The following is an 18,568-nucleotide window of genomic DNA, read 5'->3' as shown; positions in this document are numbered from 1 at the left end:
GCGCATGTTGAGCGCGGTGAAGGAGATTAGAGAGTTGATTGGCGCTTCGGAAAACTGCGAACTGCACTTCCCCGGAGGGCGCTGTCAACTTGCGGAATTTTGTCGATGATGATGCATTAGGCGCTGCGGCTCAGAAAGCATTCAACGGAGTTTGGGTGACGCTGGTAAATTCGCGCCATGCGGCGAACCGCGCTGCGAGTTGTTTCCGATAGAGTGAAGCGCGAAGCAGATGCCGCCTGAGCGCAAAATGTTGCCGGATCGGATCGAAGCACGAGAGAAACTTCTGCGTGCGTTTAGGGTCGCGAAAGCCGCGCATGCGCCGTTCGCGTTCGCGGGTCGGTTGGTGGCTGTTCTCTGCGCGGTTGTTCAGTCGGGCTGCCGCTTTGACGAACACGTGCTTCACGTTCTCAAGTTCTGGGATCTCGGCTTTGGCCGCCGGATAGCTGCGTAACTGATCGGTGACGATCTTGCGCGGCACCGGACTCGAGCGCAGCACACGCTTGAAGAAGCGTTTGGCGGCGGCCATGTCGCGCCGCTTTTGCAGCAGGATGTCGAGTTCGGCGCCATGCTCGTCCACCGCGCGCCACAGCAGATAAGGTTCACCACGCAGGGTGACGAACATTTCGTCGAGGTGCCAGGTGCTACCTGGCTTGCGTCGCGCGGCTTTCACCCGGCGAGCGAAGCCCTTGCCAAACTTGTCACACCAGCATCGGATCGTCTCATATGTCACCATCACACCGCGCTCGAAAAGCAGCTCTTCGATGTCGCGCAAGCTCAACTGGAAGCGGAAGTACCAGCGGAACGCGTGCGCGTTCCCTGCCCAAGTCGTCTGCGGTCATCGAGGCTCAGGTCTTCCATCGTCTCAACCAGTTCGGTGACCATTCGACTAATCAGCCGGTTCAGTCCGTCAGCGGTATAGCCGGCCTCATTTGCGTGTTGCCCCTGACCGCCCTGCCCGACTCGATGTCGCCGGCGTGAAGCATCGGTCCATGGAATGATGCCGGGGCCAAGCATGGCCAAGCAGCGGCTCGCTCTGGTTGCCCTTCTTCGGGCGTGCCGTCGAAATCTTTAGCCCGATCGGCCCAGTGCGCGCGCAACGCGACGATCGTCACTGCACGGACCGGCCGGAAGCCATTTTACCCTCGAAACACTATCCCGAGAATATTACTTATTAGGATTCCCGATTGTCTCGAACCCACATTCTCATCGATGCAGTTCCTACGCACAGCGCTCTCATCGTAGCTGGTCAGAAGCCGGTCGCGCCGTTAGGAGGCCGACCATACGTCGATCTCCATCGAGGCGAGCGGTCAGTCTTTCTCTTCTGACCGAATTTGAATTTCGATCCTTTCGCCCTTGCGGCCGAACATGCCTCCGCCCAACAGATGGGACGCGCACGCGAATACTGCCAAAAGCCTTCGCTTAGAAGGTCATCTCCCGCCCGGTGCGCGCTTTAATAGCTTGAACTTCCGCCTCCCCCGCTTTATTGACGACGGCTTCGCGTCGGGTCTCAAGAAGGGCAACGCTAGCGACGTCTGCTTGTCGTGAGGAGCACGCGATATATCGTAAGGCAATCTTCCGCAAAAGCTGTAAAACTTCGCTTAATCCTCTCCGTGCGCTCTATACTTTTTTTAATTATGTTTTAGTTCGCGATTGATGACTTAACCCGTTAACTACATACTTCGTGCAGGAGGGCGCGCGGATAGCTGGGTACAGTTCTTAATTAAGTTTTTTGGGTAGCAAACATCATGGCGCGCAAATATATCGATTGCCGTGAATTGCCGAACGAAACCAATTGTTCGATCGCAATATCGGCAGACTCTGAAAGCGAGCTCCTAGACGCTGCTGTTCAGCACGCCGTCGCGGTTCACAAACATGAGGATTCGCCCGAGTTGTGTTCGCAACTGAAAACGTTAGTTCGCGACGGCATGCCGCCAGTGGTATTGCCGCCTCGCGCCTGAAGGCGGCGTTTCATGGCTACCTTGGCTTACCCAATGGTGGGGTTGGAGGCGCTCAGGGCGTCGACGACCCCACGTCGATTGTTGGCGCGCGGCCTGTGGGTGACAAGAAGCTCATGGCCGCACGTGCGCTCGATTGTTCAACTCTTCAAGGAGGCGACATCATGGGCGAGTTGTCGATTCAGGGATTTCGCGGAAGCCTAATCGAACCCTCCGACACGGACTACGACGAGGCGCGAGCGTTGTACAACGGCATGATCGATAAGCGGCCCAAGGTGATCGCTCGCTGCACCGACGCCGCCGACGTCATCGCGGCGGTCAACTACGCACGCGACAACCACCTGCTTCTCGCGATCCGCGGAGGCGGGCATAACGGCCCTGGCCTGGGCAGTTGCGATAATGGGCTGGTCATCGACCTGTCCCAGATGCGCAGCGTGCGCGTCGAGCCAGAGAGCCGCACCGTGCGTGTCGATCCAGGCTGCACTTCAGCGGACGTCGATCATGCGACGCACGCCTTTGGCCTCGCCGTACCGCTGGGCATCGTCGGCAGCACTGGCGTCGCAGGTCTAACCTTGGGCGGGGGCACGGGCTATCTCACGCGCAAGCACGGCCTCACGGTCGATAATTTGCTCGAGGTGGATGTCGTGCTGGCCGACGGCTCTTTCGTCACCGCTAGCAAGGAAAAGCACGCTGACCTCTTCTGGGCCATACGCGGCGGCGGCGGCAATTTTGGCGTGGTCGCGAGCTTTTTATTTCAGGCTCACCCAGCCAAGATGGTATTCGCCGGTCCGATCTTCTGGGACGCCAAGGATGCCAAGCAAGTCATGGCCACGTACCGCGACTTCCTCCCAACCGCCCCCGGAGAGCTCGGCGTATTTGTCGGGCTCAAAACCGTGCCGCCAGTCGACCCCTTCCCTCTGGAGCACTGGAACAAACGCGCCTGCGCTCTGATCGGTGCTTTTAATGGACCGGTCGCAGAAGGTCAGAAGCTCATGACGTCGCTGCTCGAGCAACTGCCCGCCCCGCTGTTTGACTGGACGGGCGAGATGCCGTGGACCGCCATTAATAGTCTGTTCGATCCATTCTTCCCGAAAGGGTTGCAGTGGTACTGGAAGGGCGATTTTGTCAAAGCGCTGCCTGACGAGGCGATCGACGTGCACATCGCTCACGCGCTCAAGGCGCCGACCCCCTTTTGCCTGATGCACCTTTACCCAATAGATGGCGCCGTTCGGCAGGTCGCCAAGGACGCCACTCCGTGGAGCGCGCGCGACGCGTCTTTTTCTATGGTCATTGCCGCGATCAGCCCCGACGCCAAGGACGCCGAGGCGCTGAAGAGCTGGGGCCGTGCCTACTGGGAAGCCGTCCACCCGTTCAATCTGGAAGGCGCCTACGTCAACTTCATGGACGCCGACGAGGCCGGGAACCGCGTCGAACTCAGCTATGGCGACAACTACCAGCGCCTTGCATCGATCAAGGCCCAGTACGATCCAAACAACTTATTCCGAGTCAACCAGAACATTCAACCGAAAGCGTGAGTTTCACGCGCAAGGCTTCGGGCGGCGGTGCCGGCAGTGGCGTTCAGCGCGAACGTGCTGCCGACGTAGCCGTCATCCTTGCCGGCGGGTATGCTTGTGTCGCTTGCAGCTTGAAGAGTCTCACTACCCTCCAGCCAGTCTGCAGCATTTCCATCTCTTCGATCTACCGCGTTGGGACATCATGGGCGTCCATGAACCGGGGGCGCTAGCGGCTGGGGGCCGCCTCGCATATCCTTACATGCCCCCGCTGTTCGGCATCGGACTGTGCAACAGCCAGATCCGGCCACGCCGACGGGGTTCCGAACACCCCAGGCGCAGTCAGCAGAACTCCGATATTCCCGAGTACGTCATTGCGCGTGCACAGCCAGACGCCGGCGCATGTTTGCTGTCCCCTTCACGGTACCGAAATAGCAGTGTCGCGACCACGATGTTCGCCAAGAGGGCGCACGTCCCAACTGCTCCCATGGTCGGTGCGCTTGGCAACTGTCCGGTAAAAAGATGCCAGAGCGCCACACCTAGGACCCAAAGTTCAAAGGCCAGAATCGAGCCGGCCTTCAACCGGGACGCATGCACTCGCACCCGCACGCTGAGGTCCAGCACCGCAAGGCCGATTCCATAATAATTGGCTGCGTCGCCGAGAAAGTCGAGTGAATCAGTGAATCGGCCCGCAGCGACACCGATCCGCTGCGAAGACCCGATACCATTTCAACGACGAACATGGCGAAGTTGATAGATAGCCACCGCAATCCAAAGCCGTCTGCGGTAGCATGCACGCCGCTGGGTTCGGCCGGTCGTCGTAATCGTTGCCATGGTGACACCGCAGAAATGCCTAATCGTGCAATTACTCCGTGCGATGATTTGGTAGCGCTTTATCTGCGCCATTAGCTTACGACGGCAAAACTCAGTTATGTGCGCACTATGTTGCGGCCGTCGCCGGACTGCCTCCATCGTTGGCCACGTAAGCCCTGTACAGCCGCACCATTGGGGCGAGCGGGGCGCGCGTGACCTTTCGCGCAATTGGCAATTGGCGAATATCGGTCTAAAGTTTTCGTCAGATGTAAATGACTAAGGTCACCGGCGAATAACAACGTCACGAGGCATCCATGATGACATTACTTGAGCACGATATCGCCCACATCACGCGCGTGATGAGGCCCTCATTGCGCGGACACCTCAACGGCCCGGTTCTGCCTCCCGAATATTGGCGCAGGCGCCTCCATCGGCTACTCAACTCGGGACATCTGACGAAGGTCCAGCTGTGCTCGATCGATGACCTGTTGCTGCAACTCGACCAACTCGACGCCTAATAACCTGAATAGCAGACGGGCGCCGTGATCGACACCTGGCGTCCAGCACAGGCAGTGTCCAATCGATTCGGACACATTGGCTCGCCTGCTGGAAAGCGATTGCGCCATTGTCGATCCAAAGGAGCACGATGCGGCGAAGTTGCCGGCGGCACCATGCTGTCTGACGGGGGTCTGTCACGCCGGCGACCGGGCCCACCGCCCGGGCGTTTCGATCAATGTGATGGGTGAATTGCGTCCTGGGCTGAGGCGGCCTTTTCTGGGATGCGCGCAGCGCGCCTTGTCAGATGAATTTGGACGCTTATACTCCAATTGCCTGAAGATTGTCCGCTGCGCGGCGCGTTTGGCCTGCGCGAGCCGCCGTTCTTGCTCGCGTCGGTCGGAACGCGTCAATCGCGCGGCGCTGAGAAAAACACCATATCGTCGGAGGCGGGCCCATGAGCACGACCATCTCAATCGAAGAGCCACGCCGCTTCATCGGGATCGTGACCCGGGTGTACTCGGGCTTTTTACTGATCGGTTTTGCGCTCATCCCCGCCTACCTGATCGCTTACCTGGCTTTCTTTCAGGACGCGAGTCTAAAGTTCGAAGACCACGCCTTTCACGAAATCGCGATCGCGGCAGCGACGCTTGAGGGCCTGTTTGTGACCTATGTGACCTGGCGCTGTTATCTGTCGTCGGGTGAACCCCTCTTGCGGTGGCTAACATTGGGCTTTCTCGGCTTCGTGCTGATCTATGCGTTACATGGCACGTTCACCGGCATGGCTCACCACAATATGTGGCTGTTCCTGCTCTACGGACCCGCATCGCGTCTGGTGATGTCGGTGCTGCTGTTAGTCGGGCTTCTCTCGTATCACCGAGCGCCGGACGCTGTCGAGCGGCGCGCGAACCCGCGCCCTTGGCTGACGTGGATCGCCGTGTTCGTCCTGATCGACCTGGCAGTAGGACTCGTCGCGAACTCGCCGATCGCAGGGAGCCTTGCCCTGCGACTGTCGATGGAGGGCGGCGCGCTCATCTTCTCGACGCTAAACGTGGCGGCGCTGATGCTACGCCGGATCCGTTCGCCGCTGATGGTGATCTTCGGCATCTCGGTCACCTCCTTCGCGCTCGCGTCGCTCGCGTTCATTCTCGGCAAGCCATGGAATCATATGTGGTGGCTCGCCCACGCGATCTTCGCCGGCGGTTTTTTCCTGCTGAGTTATGGGGTCGTCCAAGCGTTTCGGACGACGCGGTCCTTTGCGACGATCTATAGCCAGGAAGAACTCACGGCTCGACTCGCCGATGCGATGGCACGCACAGAAAGCGCGCTGCAGGAACTCCAACACACTAATCACAAGCTCGAGCATCTCGCCGCGACCGATCCTCTGACCGGTGCAGCTAACCGGCGCGAGTTCATCCAACAAGTGGAGGCTGAAATCGCACGGGCCAAGCGAGACGGTGCGCCCTTCTCCCTGTTGGCCCTCGATCTCGACCATTTTAAATCGATCAACGACAGCTACGGTCATCAGGTGGGTGACGAGGTGCTGCGGGGATTCGTGCAGAAATGCCTCGATGCCATTCGTCCCTATGACGACGTCGCGCGGGTCGGTGGCGAAGAATTTATGGTGCTACTGCCTAGAGCCGCGATCGACGCGGCCCGTTCGATCGCCGAGCGCGTCCGGGGCGCCGTGGCCACCGATATGTTTTATACGGAAAACGGGCGTGCCGTGGCCGTTTCCGTCAGTGTCGGGGTCATCGAGTTCGGTCGCGACGGCGACACGATCGACACCCTCTTACGGGTTGCCGATGAGCGACTTTACGAAGCCAAACACAAAGGCCGAAACCGAGTGGTGGCCGGATAGAAGCGTTTTAAGCCTCGCCGCGTTTATACACTGCTGACAGAGTCCTCGGAGTTCAAGGCGGTCTCTGCGTCAAGAGGAGCGATCAGCCGAAACGACCAATCAAATTGCGCTTACGCCGACTGAGGGCAGGAAAAAAGGCTGTTCCATCGGCGCCTACTCGCGGAGCATGCCGCCAAATGTCCGGCCGCTCTAGTCACGCGTCGACCCACTGACCACACCGAGAAATGGAATCGGCATTCCGCCAACCAGAACAGGCTATTTGGCAAGCCCCGAACACAGTCTGACATTGGAGAGCACGAAACCAGGAACCGCTCTCTGTACGCTTCTTTTTGAAGTTACGTAACGCAAAGCCTGAGTTGAAATTTGATGCCGTCGACGCAAGCTGCCGGAACCTGTTCCGGCAGCCATCCCACCCCACGGTTTGATTCGGCAGATACGCAACCCGTTGAATTGACAGATCCTTCACTGGCAGCCAGATATAGCAGACACTAGCAATCAGATTTTAGCCGACTTATCTGCGATAACTTCGGATTCGCTCGGCCGGTAGTCGATTGGTTTCATCGGAAACACCGCCAAAGGGCTCACGATGAGGCATCGAGCTCTTCTACACACGCAGTCAAGGCGGATTATCTTCGCGCCACGGATGCCGATATTTAACGCGTGCGGCGAATAATGGCCGCCGGCCCGAATCGTCTAGTGTTGCCCAGTGCGCTTTCACTACGAATCTCGCCGCAATACCGGATAGCGGAAAATACACTCTACACGAAAAATTCGGCATCGGCATGGTATTGAGACGGGACTGGTCTGGGTAGATCGAATCGAAGGCCCGCTCATTCTTTCAAACGCCCTGTTTCTCGACCAAGATCTGGCCTTATGCTATTGTCTGATAAAAGCAATCTATCAACGCGTGACTCACTATGCGTTATGCTCATCGAATGTCGCGCAAATCCGATTTAAAATCTTCAAGGCGTGAAAACATTGAAAACTGTTTATCCAATGCGGGACGAAAGATTCGAACTCTTACCGAAGATGCGCGAGAAGGTGGTAATTAATGCGGGTTTATCGACAGCTCATCCTGGTCAACTTCATGACGTAATCTAAGGTCCGTAAATGCTAAGTCCACATGAGTTCGCGACCCTAATGCTGGTCAACGACGCCCCGATCAGATCGAACTGGATATTGCCGATTTGGAGGCCTTACTGGAACGCCAGTTGGTCGCACCTGACCCGCTCGACTCGGGATACCCTCGACTTCACATCACCCGCGACGGCGACACTGTTCTCCGGGCCATTGCACGAAAACGCTGAGGGACGCTCGCCAGCGGGGGCTGGCCGGGCGCTCATGTCGCCGATGTTCGGGCCCGCCAGATTGCGCCGGGAGACAATGTCAGGACCACACAATGCGAAACCTCTTTCATCGGTTGCGCCGGACCAGACTGCCTGACGACGTGACGACGACGACCTCGGTTCGTGGCGCACTTCCCCCACCCCGACTCAATTGCCGGGACACGAGACCCGGTGACCTAGCGCGAAGCTCGCGCCGGATCGCTTTTTTTCAGGAGCTTGATCATGATCCAGTTGACCCCCGAGCAGTTCGCAGTAGCTCAGAAGGCCAGTCTTGACGGCCTCTTCGGCCTGACTGGAAAGCTGGTCGAAGGCCTCGTCAAGGTCACGGAGCTGAATCAGCAGACAATCCGATCAACGCTGGCGGAAGCCCAGGAGCACCTGCAGAAGACGCTCTCAGCCAAAGATCCGCAAGAGCAGCTGGCGTTGCTAGCCACGCTCGCCGGACGGACCCCGGAAAAATTGGTCTCGTATAACCGCCTGTTGTTCGGAATCGGCTCGGCCACTCAGGTCGAATGCGTGCGGCTTGCTCAGGCGCAATGCGAAACCTACGACCGCCAAGTCAAGACGCTGGTCGACGATGTCGCCAGCAACGCGCCGGCGGGATCCGAAGCTGCCCTCGCGGCGTGGAAGTCGGCCATCACGGCCACCAGCGCGCTGCTTGAGACCCTGCAGAAATCCGGCGAGCAGGCGGTCGAAGTCGCCGGAAGCAATTTTGAGATCGTCGCCGACGTGGCGTCGACGAGCGCCCGGCGCGCAGCGGAGTCGAGGTCGAATGACGCGAAGCGATAAACGCCCGAGGCCAACCACCTTCGTGATATCAAATATCGTATTAAGGAAGCCTATTTGGTCTCCTGTCCATGTTTGACGAACGGAACGGTGGCGTGGCAGCACGCCTGTCGCACGGTTTCCCTGACTGGCTCAGCTGCCTGAAGGCTGCGTCGCGCGTGTCAATCCGACCAGCGCAAGACAGCACCTGGGGTGAGGCGCCAGCGTCAGTCAAGCGCGTTACCAGGAGCTCGCCATGACCGGATTCCAGGTGGGCGTGGTCGTCGGGGCGTGTGTACTCGCGATCGCGGCGGTGCTGATAATTGGCCGCTACCGCCGCGAATATCTACGGGAGCGGCTGCTCAGGCAGATGGACCACCGCCAGTGCTGGGACGTGATGCAGCACAGGCGTTGACTGTGACACGGACCCGACGCCGCAGGACGACCGGCGCTAACGGCGTTGTACTGCCCCGGAGCAACCACAATCAGACGGTTAATCGGTCAACGGCGCAATGCTCGTCGTCTGTTGCTCGAGTGAACCTGCATCGCCCTATATCTCGTCCGCTGTACCATCACCACCGCACTGCCTTCTACCATGAAGTCGACGATTACCCGAAAACGCAGCTCCTCAATGACCATTACTCCATAGATTTGCGCTAGTGCGATAAAAATGGCGAGTCTCACGCGCGAAGACTCCATCGACAGCATCGGCACCGCATCGCCGTGTGCGGTGAACCACGCCGCGGCAGTGCGGCGCTTGAACGTCTTGTACAGACGGCGCGCGCAAATCGGAAGACAGCCATGAGCGGTCGTCGGTTGAAAGGGTCTTATAGCGCGGGCTCCCACCTCGCGCGGGCGGCGGCCCGACAACAACGGATGCTGCACGCCGTCGGCGATTTTCAACTGTTTGATCAGCAACTGCCGTTCTCACGCACCTTCTCAGCGGCACCCTGCTTCGACCCAGACGGCGCCGAAGCCGGAGCGCCCGTCCCAGTAAGGGTTGCGTTTGCCGGAACGGCGCCTTCATCGCTTGCACCCTGATCGAACTCAATGGCCTGCACTGTGCGGCTGCCTTTACGCGAGTTCGATAACGCTCTTGGCTGGCCGCTTACGTCGCACTCGCGCAGCTTTCCCAAGACGAGTCTCTTCAGCTCCTGCAGCGTTCCCGCAATATCCACACGAGGTCGGCGAATTAGGACAGTCAGCCGTCGCCTCCGTCCAACAAACCGAACGCGGACCCTGCCTTGCTATCAATGACGTTGACAATAAGAAGCACCGACGTGTGCGGGAAGAATAGCCTTAAGTCGTCTCGTCGTATCTCAACCAGCGCTCCCGAAGCGTCGAACGTATCGCACGTCACGGTGCTAAAACCCGGCGTGCAGTGCGGCTTGAACACATCCGGAGATATATCGCACCAGTGCGATCCAACCAGAATCACGAAATATTTCACGACCGCCCCCACCATGATTTCCAAGCCATCCTGACATGGTTGCCCCCGATCCCCTTCGGCGGCCCAAGACTGGTCACGTGATACACAAGCCGCTCAAGGTGTCGTATGCGCCGCACTTGGGCTCGTTTCGGTTATGAAAGCAAGCTTCGCGATAAGTATCCGTCAATGACTTTCAATCCCAGCGCGCGTCGCGTACGCTGACATGCTCCTCCTCCACGCGCACCGGAAACGTCGCGACATCCTCATAGGCGGGCGGCGTCAGCGCCTTGCCCGTCCTGATGCAAAAGCGCGCGCCGTGACGGGGACAGACGATCATGTCGCCGTCCACCTCGCCACCGGTGAGAATGCCGCCGTCGTGCGTGCAAACGTCCTGGATCGCATAGTAAGTGCCATCCAGATTAAACACGGCGACTTGTGCGCCGTCTACGTCGACCGTGCGGAACGTGCCCGGCGGAAAATTATCAATGGAGGCGACCTCGACCCAGTCCGACATCTCAGAGCATCCCCAATTGCAGCCGCGCCGCATCCGACATCCTGTCGCGCGACCACGGCGGCTCCCATACAAGTTCTACATGGACGTCGTCCACGCCGCGCACCGAGCGGACCGCTTCCTCAACCGTGCCGGGAAAGGTCTGCGCGACCGGGCAGCCAGGTGCTGTGAGCGTCATGCGGAGGTCGACGCGCCCCGCGTCTTCATCAAGGTCAAGCGCATACACGAGACCCAGGTCGTATATGTTGACCGGGATCTCCGGATCGTACACGGTACGCAGCGCCGCGATAACGCGACCTTCGAGGTCCTCCGCGTCCGCTTCGTCATAGGCGTGCGCCCGTTTCAACCATTCGAATTCGCTCATGGTCCGCTACTCCGTCGATACCGTCCCGCTCTTGTCGTGCAGCGCCGCACGCAGCGTGTGCCACGCGAGCGTCGCACACTTCACGCGGCTCGGAAATTCGCGCACGCCGGCGAGGACGGCGAGCTTGCCCAGGTCGGGCGGCAGTGCTGGCACAGGAGCGGATGCTGTCACCATAGCGTGAAAGCGCGCAAACATCGCTTCGACTTCTGATTCCGTCCGGCCTTTCACCGCCTCCGTCATCAGCGACGCCGATGCGGTCGCGATGGCGCAGCCCGAGCCCTCAAAGCTCGCCCCCTTCACGATGCCGTCTTCGATCCTCAGGTACAGCATCACCCTGTCGCCACACAGCGGGTTGTAACCATCCGCCTTGCGGTTCGCGCCGGGCAACACGCCATAATTGCGCGGCCGCCTGTAGTGGTCGAAGATGACCTCCTGGTACAGTTGGCGCAAGTCGCTCATCGGCCGAATACCTCCCGCACGTCGTGCAAAGCCGCGATCAGCGAGTCCACGTCGTCGCGGGTGTTGTAGAGCGCGAACGACGCGCGCACCGTGGCCGGCACGCCGTAGCGCTGCATGACGGGCATCGCGCAATGATGGCCCGCGCGCACCGCGACGCCATGATGATCGAGAATGGTGCCGATATCGTGGGCATGCACACCGTCCACCACAAACGACAGGATGCTCGCCTTCTCCCGCGCCGTGCCGATCAGGCGCACTCCGGCCAAGTCCGTCACCGCTTGTATTGCGTAGTCGAGCACGTGCGCCTCGTGCGCCGCGATGACATCGATACCGATGCGGCTCACATACTTGAGGGCCGTGCCAAGCGCAATGGCGCCGGCGATGTTCGGCGTGCCCGCCTCGAACTTGTACGGAATGACGTTGTATTCCGTTCTTTCGAAGCTCACCGAGCGGATCATGTCTCCGCCGCCCTGATAGGGCGGCATCGCTTCGAGCAGCGCCGCCTTCGCATACAGCACGCCGATGCCGGTCGGGCCGTAGACCTTGTGCCCCGAGAACGCGTAGAAATCGCAGTCGAGAGCGCGCACGTCCACATGCAGATGCGAAATGGCCTGGGCGCCATCCAGCAGTACCGGCACGCCGCGCGCATGGGCGGCGGCCACGATCCGCGAAACCGGATTGATGGTGCCGAGCGCATTCGCCAGATGGGTCACCGCCACCAGCCGCGTGCGCTCGCTCAGCAAACGCTCGAATGCATCGAAGCGAAATTCGCCCGCATCGTCGATCGGCACGACTTTCAGCGCCGCGCCGGTCTGCTCGCAAACCATCTGCCACGGTACGATGTTCGAATGATGCTCCATCGCGCTGATCAGGATTTCATCGCCGGGGCCGAGATGCGGACGGGCATGGCTCTGCGCGACCAGATTGATAGCCTCCGTGGTACCGCGCAAAAAGATGATTTCCTCCACGCTAGCCGCATTGATGAAGCGTGCGATCGTTGCGCGTGCCGCCTCGTACGCATCGGTAGCGCGCTGGGAGAGCTGATGCACGCCGCGATGCACATTGGCGTTGTATTGTCGATAGTAGTCGGCCTCTGCGTCGATGACGGCCAGCGGTTTCTGGGTCGTCGCGCCATTGTCGAGATAGACCAGTGGCTCGCCGTGAACGCGCTCGTTCAGAATTGGAAAATCCGCGCGCCAGCGTTGCACCAGCCCCGGATCGGGCGATTGGACGCGTTCGATCGGCTTCATATCAATTCCTTGATGCGCTCGCCTTCCGGCATGCGGGCGAGCAGCAGCCCCTCCAGCCAGCGGCGTAGGGAATCGAGGCCCACTCCCTCGACGATGTCGCTTGCGAACGCGTAGGTGAGCAGCGCCCTGGCCATCGGCTCCTCGACGCCGCGAGCGCGCAGGTAAAAGAGCTGATTCTCATCGAGCTGGCCCACGGTTGCGCCGTGGGTGCATTTCACGTCGTCCGCAAAGATTTCGAGTTGCGGTTTGGTGTCGATTTCTGCGTCGGGGGAAAGCAGAAGGTTGTGGTTGGCCTGGTGCGTATCGGTTTTCTGCGCGTCGGGATGCACGACGACTTTCCCGTTAAATACGCCACGCGCGGCGCCATCGAGCACGCCGCGGTAATACTCGCGGCTCGTGCCGCGCGGCTTCGCGTGATCGATTCGCGTGTGATGGTCGACGTGCTGCCGCCCGCCCACGAGATAAAGGCCGTTGAGCGTCGCCTGGGCGTCTTCGGCATTCAGGCTCACGCCGATACCGGTGCGCGACAGCGCGCTTCCGAACGCGAACGCGTGCGACGCGAAGCGGCTTGCGCGCTGCTGCGCGGCGTCGATGGACGCGATATGGCAAGCCTTCGTGCCTTCCTGCTGCAACCGGTAATGTTCCACAACGGCGTCCTCCTCCACTTCGATGCGGGTAGCCACATTGGTCAGATACGATGCGTCGTTCAAGCCGGCGAAGTGCTCGACGATCGTACAACGCGAACGGGCTCCTGCGAGCACGACGTTGAATGCCTGCACGGCGAGATCCGCCTCGCCGGTGATGAAGAGCGCGTGGATCGGCTCTTCGATCGCTGTATCGCGCGGCAACGCGACGACGAACCCGTCGGTGAAAAAAGCGGCGTTCAGCGCGGCGAAACCATGGGCCGCCGGCCGCGCGGAAACCACCGCCTCCAGTAGCTCGGGCATCGTGTGAAGCGCCTGCGCCACGGTGCCGACAAACGCGCCATCCGGCATGCGTTCGATGTTCGAGCGTGCCGGCACATACCGTCCATCAACGAAGACCAGCAGGTGGCTCGAAGAATCGATGACCCATTCCTTGATGCGATCCGCGCTGACATCGTTCGCACCCTCCGTCATAAAATGCAGCGGCCGTCTCTCGATGGTGGCGACGTTGGTGTACTTCCAGTCTTCCTGTCGGGTGGTGGGAAAGCCGAGCGCGGCGAACTGTTCGAACGCGCACCGGCGAGCGCCTTGTAGCCAGGGTAAGCGCGCGCCCGGCAGCCGCCCGGCGAGGAGACCAAAAGCCTGATGGAAGCGATCGAGCGTTTCGACGTTCATATACCCTCCGAACCGCTCAACCGGGCTTCGCCTTCGATCCAGCCGTAGCCGTTGCGTTCGAGCTCCAGAGCCAGTTCACGCGTCCCCGACTTCACGATCCGGCCCTGCGACAGGACATGCACGTGATCCGGAATCACGTAATCCAGGAGGCGTTGGTAATGCGTCACGAGCACGATCGCCCGGTCCGCGCGACGCTCGCTGTTGACGCCCTGCGCGACGATCTGGAGCGCGTCGATGTCGAGCCCAGAGTCGGTCTCGTCGAGTATTGCGAGGCGTGGTTCGAGCACCGCCATCTGCAGGATCTCGTTGCGTTTTTTTTCGCCGCCGGAAAAGCCCTCGTTCACCGCGCGATAGAGCAGGCTCTCGTCCATCCGCATCAGCGCCATCCGTTCCCTCACGAGTTGCAGGAACTCCATCGCATCAAGTTCAGCTTCGCCGCGATGCCGGCGCAATGCATTCAGTGCCGCTTTAAGCAGATAGACATTGCTGACACCCGGTATCTCCACCGGGTACTGGAAGGCGAGGAAGAGCCCCTCGCGGGCGCGCTCCTCAGGTGCCATCGCAAGCAGGTCGCGGCCCAGATACGAAACCTCGCCGCCCGTGACGACATGGTTCTCGCGCCCGGCCAGCACATGCGCAAGCGTGCTCTTGCCCGAGCCGTTCGGGCCCATGATCGCGTGCACTTCGCCGGCCTTCACGCTCAGATCGACGCCGCACAAAATTTCCTTGTGGTCGACTTCAACCCGCAAATTCCTGATTTCGAGCATGTTCGGCTCCCTCGCGCTATCTTCGCCACGGCCTATCCGATACTTCCCTCCAGACTGACGCCCAGCAGCTTTTGCGCCTCGACCGCGAACTCCATCGGAAGCTCCTTGAACACTTCCTTGCAAAAGCCGTTGACGATCATCGACACCGCATCCTCCGCCGACAGACCGCGCTGCATGCAGTAAAACAGCTGGTCTTCACCGATCCGGGAAGTCGATGCCTCGTGCTCGACCTTCGCGGTCGCATTTTTCACCTCGATGTACGGAAATGTGTGGGCACTGCATCGGTCGCCGAGCAACAGGGAATCGCACTGCGTGTAGTTGCGCGCGCCCGCCGCCGCGCGGCCAACTTTGACCAGGCCGCGATAAGCGTTCTTTCCGAACCCCGCCGAGATGCCCTTTGACAGGATCGTGCTGCGCGTATTTCTTCCGAGATGAACCATCTTGGTCCCGGTATCGGCCTGCTGGTGATTGCTTGTCAGCGCCACCGAATAAAATTCGCCTACCGCGTTATCGCCCTGCAGGATCACACTCGGGTACTTCCAGGTGATCGCCGAGCCGGTCTCCACCTGCGTCCACGAAATCTTCGAATTCGCCTCCCGGCAGTCGCCGCGCTTCGTGACGAAGTTGTAGATGCCGCCCTTGCCCGACTTGTCGCCGGGATACCAGTTCTGAACCGTTGAATATTTGATCTGCGCGCCCTCCAGCGCAATCAGCTCGACCACCGCAGCGTGCAACTGGTTTTCGTCGCGCATCGGCGCGGTGCAGCCTTCGATATAGCTCACATACGCGCCCTTGTCGGCGACGATCAGCGTGCGCTCGAACTGTCCGGTATCCCGCGCGTTGATGCGAAAGTAGGTGGACAGCTCCATCGGGCACCGCACGCCCGACGGGATGTAGCAGAACGAGCCGTCGCTGAACACGGCCGAATTCAGCGACGCGAAGAAATTGTCGGTATGCGGCACGACCGACCCCAGATACTTACGCACCAGGTCCGGATGGTTCTGCACGGCTTCCGAAAACGAACAGAAGACGATGCCGAGTTCCGCAAGCTTTTCCCTGAACGTCGTCGCCACCGAGACGCTGTCGAACACCGCGTCCACCGCGACGCCCGCGAGCATCTCGCGCTCCCTGAGGGGCACGCCGAGCTTCTCGTAGGTGCGCAGCAATTCCGGATCGACTTCGTCCAGGCTTTTCGGGCGGTTTTTCTGCGCCATCGGCGCGGAGTAGTAAACGATGTCCTGATAGTCGATTGGCGGATGCTCGACCGTGGCCCAGTGCGGTTCGGTCATCGTAAGCCAGTGGCGATAGGCTTTGAGCCGCCATTCGAGCATGAACTCTGGCTCGTTCTTTTTGGCCGAAATCAGGCGAATCACGCCCTCGCTCAACCCACGCGGCAACGCATCTTCCTCAAGCTCGGTCACAAAGCCGTGCCGGTATTCGCGATTGACGAGTTCATCGAACCTTGCAGTCAATGGAGTCATGTCTGATCTCCGTCCAGCGCCCGCCCCGGAACCGGCGCAGCGACGTTCCGCGGGCGGCCGGCGAGCGGGCGCGAGCGAATTGCGCTGATGTCCACCGTGCGCAACGCCGGACGTGCCATGTCCGCGAGCGTGACCTGCCGCAATGCCTCATAGATGACGGCGCTGATCTTCTGCCAGTTCGCGCGGATCGAACACGCCGCCTCCTGCAGGCACAGACCTCGAGCGGTACTGCATTCGGTCATGCCGAAAGGGCCGTCGACGGCCGCGATGACGTCCGCGAGCGTGATTCGTTCGGGTGGCCGCGGCAGCAGATAGCCGCCGTTGATGCCCCGCAGGGAAACCACGAGACCACCCCGCGACAGCGTCTTGAGCACCTTGCTGACGGTCGGCATCGCGACGCCCGTTGCCGCGGCGATGCTGCTCGCGCTATGCACGCTGTCAGGCTCGTGCGCCATCGCGGTCATGATGACCGTCCCGTAATCCGCAAGTTTGCTCATGCGCAGCATCAGAGTCGCCTCCCTCTAAACGGGACCGAATCAGTACGGATTTCCCTCAAAAATAAGGCCGTCACGTCTGGCGAAAACGACAGTCCCAGTCCAGAAACTTCGTTAACCGGGAAGCAAGGGGCTCGCCGCGGTTAATCCCGTAAATCCCATCAGTGGTGCAGTCAAAAATTATGAGCGCATCCAAAAGTTCATTCTAGCTCCGTCGCAAGCCCCTCGCACGGTGCGGGTTTTTCGCTGCGAGAAGCCCCGTCATTCTTGATACGCCGCCATCACGCGCCAGCCGTTCCGTTCGTTGACCTCCGCTGCCAGCGCGTAGGAGTCTTGCGGTTTGCACGTTGTTCGAGCCCATGGCGCGCCCTCTCTCCGTTGCCCAATGGGTGATCGCACAGAGGCCGAACTTCGTTTTCCTCTTCGAACACTTTAGTAGCTCAGCCTGTGCGCCGGACAAGATTGCGGCACGCGACGCCATCGTCGTGAATCGTGGAGTGATGTCCTCGAATGCGCGCCACGCCCGGAGGGATTTCGCGTCGGCCTTGAGCGCGGTCCTCGCGGTCGATCGAAGCAAAGGTACGACCAAGGCAAGGCGTTCGAGCAGAAGGTGCGGCTGTCAGCTTCAGTTACTCGTGCTGCCGGATCGACGCGCGCAGGTGATCAGCGAGCACGACACCTTGCGCGAGCGCGACTTGAACCGGCGTGTCGAGCATCTTAGTGAGGTGCCGCTCCATCGCAGCGGGCGGCGCCGCGTGCAGATCCCCGTCCGGGTCCCAGCAGGTGCGCTCGATCGCCGCCGGCGCGATGCGCTGCACGTACGCGCCCAACGCCGTGAAAACCATGGCCGAGTAGCAGCGCTGCAGGGTGCATTTCTCTGGGTGCGCGGTTCCGCGGCCAGGGTGTCGCGCTCAGCCATCGTCGTGCTCCCCGTCCTCCGATTCCAAGGGCGGCGCCGGTGGCGTCGTGAAGCGCTTCAGCAGGCTCCGGGCGTCCGACAGAAACGCTCCGGGGAACTTGCGACACAGCGTCTCGAACATCGGTCGCGCGTCCAGCAGACACGCAGCGATCTGCCCGTCTTCGCTGCCCTCGGCGCCCATGAGGGCAGGGTCGGCCAACACGACTTGCTGCACCAGGATTACGGCACCGCATTCCACCAGTCGTTGGCGGACCGGTGCGAAGTCATCGCCGAACAGCAAGGGGCCATAGGTCTGCACCAGGGCGGTCAGCACCAGCAATTCCGCCCGGCTCGGTTTGACCGGCAGCGGTACTGGGTTGCCTTGGACGATGTAGCGCAAGGCTGCCGCGCGCCGGTTCAGTGTGATGCTTCGGTCGAGCTCGAGCACGATGCGTGCGACTTCCGGATCGGGGAGAGACTCGAAATCATCGTCGTCGCCAAAAAACTCTTGTGCCACAAGCCTCTGCCCTCTCATGCGTTTTGGATAACGACGATTTTACCCCTGAAACGCTATGCCGATGATATACGGTTATCAGGTTTGCTAACTACATTAGATAAGCAGGCCTCTTCCCCGAGCGGCATTGTCTGCCAAAAAGCCTTCTGCGAATGTCGCTCTGCTCTGCGACCCCGCACTCGACATTAAACATGCCACTGTTTCGATGACCGCTCTGGGAGTGGTGCAAGCCAGCAACCACGCGTCTTTGGTCCGCAAAAAAAATGCACCAGTCCAGCGCGATCGACGACGGCTTTTTCATTAGCGACTGCAAGACAACCCTACCCGCAATGAGAC

General features: G+C 60.4%; 18 protein-coding genes and 2 pseudogenes. 7 read left to right on the top strand and 13 right to left on the bottom strand.

Annotated features, from left to right (window positions below; genetic code table 11):
* Positions 1 to 130: 130 nt before the first annotated feature.
* Positions 131 to 811: pseudogene (locus tag AWB74_RS37265) on the bottom strand (IS6 family transposase); the annotation flags it as partial.
* A 934-nt stretch (positions 812 to 1,745) separates the two neighbouring features.
* Here AWB74_RS37265 and AWB74_RS37255 point away from each other — a divergent pair.
* The 7 genes and pseudogenes from AWB74_RS37255 (at position 1,746) to AWB74_RS47030 (ending at position 9,161) form a co-directional block, all read left to right on the top strand.
* Positions 1,746 to 1,958, top strand: coding sequence for a DUF1059 domain-containing protein (locus tag AWB74_RS37255; protein ID WP_087039403.1), 213 nt, complete (start codon positions 1,746 to 1,748; stop codon positions 1,956 to 1,958).
* Positions 1,892 to 3,490 (top strand): FAD-binding oxidoreductase, encoded by a 1,599-nt coding sequence (locus tag AWB74_RS37250; RefSeq protein ID WP_235024817.1) that lies wholly within the window; start codon positions 1,892 to 1,894, stop codon positions 3,488 to 3,490. The genes AWB74_RS37255 and AWB74_RS37250 overlap by 67 nt, the downstream gene beginning before the upstream one ends.
* Before the next feature lie 1,103 nt (positions 3,491 to 4,593).
* Positions 4,594 to 4,797 (top strand): hypothetical protein, encoded by a 204-nt coding sequence (locus AWB74_RS37245; RefSeq protein WP_061151607.1) that lies wholly within the window; start codon positions 4,594 to 4,596, stop codon positions 4,795 to 4,797.
* Between the two features lie 434 nt (positions 4,798 to 5,231).
* Positions 5,232 to 6,635: a GGDEF domain-containing protein gene (locus tag AWB74_RS37240; RefSeq protein WP_061151606.1), complete on the top strand. Its 1,404-nt coding sequence runs from the start codon at positions 5,232 to 5,234 to the stop codon at positions 6,633 to 6,635.
* 1,110 nt (positions 6,636 to 7,745) lie between these two features.
* Positions 7,746 to 7,942 (top strand): annotated as a pseudogene (locus AWB74_RS47600) (hypothetical protein).
* Between the two features lie 261 nt (positions 7,943 to 8,203).
* Entirely contained in the window at positions 8,204 to 8,770 is a 567-nt protein-coding gene (locus AWB74_RS37230) for a phasin family protein (RefSeq protein WP_061151605.1), read from the top strand.
* A gap of 232 nt (positions 8,771 to 9,002) precedes the next feature.
* Positions 9,003 to 9,161 (top strand): hypothetical protein, encoded by a 159-nt coding sequence (locus tag AWB74_RS47030; RefSeq protein WP_200822090.1) that lies wholly within the window; start codon positions 9,003 to 9,005, stop codon positions 9,159 to 9,161.
* An 86-nt stretch (positions 9,162 to 9,247) separates the two neighbouring features.
* Here AWB74_RS47030 and AWB74_RS37225 read toward each other — a convergent pair whose 3' ends face one another.
* The 12 genes from AWB74_RS37225 to AWB74_RS37165 all read right to left on the bottom strand — a co-directional run bounded on the left by AWB74_RS37225 (position 9,248) and on the right by AWB74_RS37165 (position 18,235).
* Positions 9,248 to 9,664, bottom strand: a complete 417-nt coding sequence (locus AWB74_RS37225) for a hypothetical protein (RefSeq protein WP_061151604.1) — start codon at positions 9,662 to 9,664, stop codon at positions 9,248 to 9,250.
* A 283-nt stretch (positions 9,665 to 9,947) separates the two neighbouring features.
* Complete coding sequence (locus AWB74_RS37215; RefSeq protein ID WP_143749398.1) at positions 9,948 to 10,220, bottom strand: hypothetical protein; 273 nt, start codon at positions 10,218 to 10,220, stop codon at positions 9,948 to 9,950.
* A gap of 148 nt (positions 10,221 to 10,368) precedes the next feature.
* The gene (locus AWB74_RS37210; RefSeq protein ID WP_061151601.1) at positions 10,369 to 10,689 is read right to left on the bottom strand and encodes a Rieske (2Fe-2S) protein; all 321 of its coding nucleotides are present in this window, start codon (positions 10,687 to 10,689) and stop codon (positions 10,369 to 10,371) included.
* A gap of 1 nt (position 10,690) precedes the next feature.
* The gene (locus AWB74_RS37205; protein WP_061151600.1) at positions 10,691 to 11,050 is read right to left on the bottom strand and encodes an SUF system Fe-S cluster assembly protein; all 360 of its coding nucleotides are present in this window, start codon (positions 11,048 to 11,050) and stop codon (positions 10,691 to 10,693) included.
* Between the two features lie 6 nt (positions 11,051 to 11,056).
* A complete protein-coding gene (sufU, locus tag AWB74_RS37200; RefSeq protein WP_061151599.1) occupies positions 11,057 to 11,509 on the bottom strand; it encodes a Fe-S cluster assembly sulfur transfer protein SufU in 453 nt (150 codons plus the stop codon).
* On the bottom strand, positions 11,506 to 12,759 hold the full coding sequence (locus AWB74_RS37195; RefSeq protein ID WP_061151598.1) for a cysteine desulfurase: 1,254 nt from the start codon (positions 12,757 to 12,759) through the stop codon (positions 11,506 to 11,508). The genes sufU and AWB74_RS37195 overlap by 4 nt, the downstream gene beginning before the upstream one ends.
* Positions 12,756 to 14,078, bottom strand: coding sequence for a Fe-S cluster assembly protein SufD (gene sufD / locus AWB74_RS37190; protein WP_061151597.1), 1,323 nt, complete (start codon positions 14,076 to 14,078; stop codon positions 12,756 to 12,758). Before sufD ends, AWB74_RS37195 begins: the two co-directional genes overlap by 4 nt.
* Positions 14,075 to 14,845, bottom strand: coding sequence for a Fe-S cluster assembly ATPase SufC (gene sufC, locus AWB74_RS37185; protein ID WP_061151596.1), 771 nt, complete (start codon positions 14,843 to 14,845; stop codon positions 14,075 to 14,077). The genes sufD and sufC overlap by 4 nt, the downstream gene beginning before the upstream one ends.
* 32 nt (positions 14,846 to 14,877) lie before the next feature.
* Complete coding sequence (sufB, locus tag AWB74_RS37180) at positions 14,878 to 16,326, bottom strand: Fe-S cluster assembly protein SufB (protein WP_061151595.1); 1,449 nt, start codon at positions 16,324 to 16,326, stop codon at positions 14,878 to 14,880.
* Complete coding sequence (locus tag AWB74_RS37175) at positions 16,323 to 16,832, bottom strand: SUF system Fe-S cluster assembly regulator (RefSeq protein WP_061151594.1); 510 nt, start codon at positions 16,830 to 16,832, stop codon at positions 16,323 to 16,325. The genes sufB and AWB74_RS37175 overlap by 4 nt, the downstream gene beginning before the upstream one ends.
* A gap of 617 nt (positions 16,833 to 17,449) precedes the next feature.
* On the bottom strand, positions 17,450 to 17,665 hold the full coding sequence (locus tag AWB74_RS37170) for a hypothetical protein (protein ID WP_061151593.1): 216 nt from the start codon (positions 17,663 to 17,665) through the stop codon (positions 17,450 to 17,452).
* Positions 17,666 to 17,731: 66 nt separating this feature from the next.
* Entirely contained in the window at positions 17,732 to 18,235 is a 504-nt protein-coding gene (locus AWB74_RS37165; RefSeq protein ID WP_143749397.1) for a hypothetical protein, read from the bottom strand.
* Positions 18,236 to 18,568 lie beyond the last annotated feature (333 nt).

The sequence above is a fragment of the Caballeronia arvi genome (assembly GCF_001544695.2).
GTDB lineage: Bacteria > Pseudomonadota > Gammaproteobacteria > Burkholderiales > Burkholderiaceae > Caballeronia > Caballeronia arvi.
The sequence above is the reverse complement of the archived record's forward strand: the minus strand, read 5'-3'. Positions and strand labels throughout refer to the sequence as shown.